Annotated in this window: 2 protein-coding genes; both read right to left on the bottom strand. The window is 62.6% G+C overall.

What is annotated here, in order from left to right:
* Window positions 1–146: 146 nt before the first annotated feature.
* Window positions 147–1,616: an ATP-binding protein gene (locus A7K61_RS30530; protein ID WP_056789187.1), complete on the bottom strand. Its 1,470-nt coding sequence runs from the start codon at window positions 1,614–1,616 to the stop codon at window positions 147–149.
* The gene (locus A7K61_RS30535) at window positions 1,606–2,340 is read right to left on the bottom strand and encodes a response regulator (protein ID WP_003193918.1); all 735 of its coding nucleotides are present in this window, start codon (window positions 2,338–2,340) and stop codon (window positions 1,606–1,608) included. Before A7K61_RS30535 ends, A7K61_RS30530 begins: the two co-directional genes overlap by 11 nt.
* Window positions 2,341–2,399: the final 59 nt, after the last annotated feature.

Below are 2,399 nucleotides of genomic sequence, written 5' to 3' on the forward strand. Positions count from 1 at the left end.
CGGGGCGCCTGAGATCAAAAGCAGATCAAGATCAAGAGCGGCTCGCTTCGCATCGTGGTTACCGTCGGCTGCTACAGGCTGCAAAGTTGTGTAGATACCTATGGCTATCGCAGGCAAGCCAGCTCCCACAGTAGTCCTGCGTATATTCAGTCTAATCCGCGGGGGAGCTGCAAAGTGACGCGCAGGCCGCCTTCACGCAGGTTCTGCAAACTCACTTCGCCCCCATGGCTGTGGGCAATGTTGCGCGCAATCCCCAACCCCAACCCGTAACCCTGCTGCTGGCCGGCCAGGCGAAAGTGCGGTTCAAACACTTGCTCCAGTCGCTGCTGCGGCACGCCTGGGCCTTCATCATCCACGTGCAGGATGAACTGCACGCCATCGTCCTCGATATGCAAATGCGCGTTCTGCCCGTACTTGAGCGCGTTGTCGATCAGGTTGCCGATGCAACGCTTGAGCGCCAGCGGCTTGCCTGGGTAGGCTGACAGCGCCGCCCCATCGAGGGTCACTCGGCCATTGCCATGGGGTGCCAGGTACGGCTCCACCAGGCATTCGAGGACGTGGTTGAGGTCCACCGGCTGGATGTTTTCGTGGATGTCGGTGTCTTTCACGCATTGGAGCGCGCCTTTGACCAGCAACTCCAGCTCATCCAGATCACGGCCGAATTTGTTTTGCAGGTTCTCGTCTTCCAGCAATTCCACGCGCAGGCGCAGGCGAGTGATGGGCGTACGCAGGTCATGGGAAATCGCGCTGAACAACTGGCTGCGCTCGGTCAGGTAACGGCTGATGCGTTCACGCATGGCATTGAATGCACGGCCCACTTCCACCACTTCACTGCCGCCGCCTTCCGCCACCGGCTCCACATCGGCGCCCAGGGACATGTCCCGCGCCGCTCGTGCCAGGCGCTTGAGCGGCCGGCTTTGCCAGTGCACCAGCAGGCCGATGAACAGCAGTAGAAAACCGCTGGTGAGCACGATGAACCACACCTGCTGGGACGGCAGGCCTTGTTCTTCCAGGCTGGTGTAGGGCTCGGGCAACAGCGAGGCGATGTACAGCCATTCGCCGGGCGCCAGTTGAATCTGGGTGACCAGCACCGGCGGGTTCACCGGCTCCAGGGTTAGCGCGTAATGGGCCCAGGAGCGTGGCAGTTCGTCGAGCTTCAGGCCGGCATTGAAGATGCGCAGGTCTTCGGCGCTGACGAACTCTACCGAGATATGCACGTCGGCACCCAGGGTCTGGCGCAGCACTTCATCCACCGCCACCAGCACCGCTTGCTTGCGCGGGGTTTCCGGCAGTATCTGCATGTCCAGCGGGCGATCGTTGAGGGTCACTACAAAACGCGTGCCGCCCATGCTGCGCAATTGGTCCAGCACTAACGGACGATAGGCCACCGGCAGCGACCGGAAGTAACTCACGCTGGCGGTCATTGAGTGCGCGAGGCTGCGGGCGCTGGTCACCAGGCCCTCAAGCTGGGTAGCGCGCAATTGCGACACCCAGATCACGCTGGACAGCGCCTGGGCGAACAACACCGCCAGCAAGGTCAGCAATAACATGCGCCCCAGCAGCGAGCGGGGTACCGGCAAGCGGCGCCGGCGTTCGTTCAGCGGTTCAGTGGGCATTGCCGGCAACCACGCTGGCTGCCAGTTGATAGCCGCTGCCACGCACGGTGCGGATCAGCCGCGGGGGTTTCTCGGTGTCGCGCAGGCGCTGGCGCAGGCGGCTGACGGCCATATCGACGATACGGTCCAAGGGCATCAGGTCACGGCCACGGGTGGCGTTGCCGATGGTGTCGCGGTCGAGGATCTGCTGCGGGTGGTCGAGAAACAACTTGAGCAAGGCAAAGTCGGCACCGGAGAGAATCACCTCTTCGCCGTCCACATGAAACAAGCGGTGGCTGATCATATCCAGGCGCCATTCATCGAACACCCACACATCGCCGCCGCTGCTGCGCTCCTGGCCGAATTGGCAGCGGCGCAGCAGTGCCTTGATGCGCGCCTGCAGCTCGCGGGGGCTGAACGGCTTGCCGATATAGTCATCGGCGCCCAGCTCCAGGCCGATCACGCGGTCGGCTTCGTCGGAACTGGCGGTGAGCATGATGATCGGCACCTGCGCCTGGCGCGGGTGCTGGCGGATCCAGCGGCACAGGCTGAAGCCGTCTTCGTCTGGCAACATCACATCGAGGATGACCAGGTCGCACGGTGCCTCGTTCATCGCCTGGCGGAACCCCGCGCCATCGGACACGCCACGGACCTGGAAGCCGGCGCGACTGAGGTAGGTTTGCAGCAATTCGCGGATTTCCTGGTCGTCGTCGACGAGGAGAATGGATTTACTGATTACGCTCACGGGGGCCTCCTTGTTGTTATGGCCTAGCTTAAGTCATTTGTTGCCCTTGAGGCCGCTTT

The organism is Pseudomonas sp. AP42 (assembly GCF_001728935.1).
GTDB lineage: Bacteria > Pseudomonadota > Gammaproteobacteria > Pseudomonadales > Pseudomonadaceae > Aquipseudomonas > Aquipseudomonas lactis.

Excerpts from the sequence above, each read along its gene's own strand:
- A7K61_RS30530 (WP_056789187.1), bottom strand. The coding sequence starts at position 1,616 with ATGCCCACTGAACCGCTGAACGAACGCCGGCGCCGCTTGCCGGTACCC.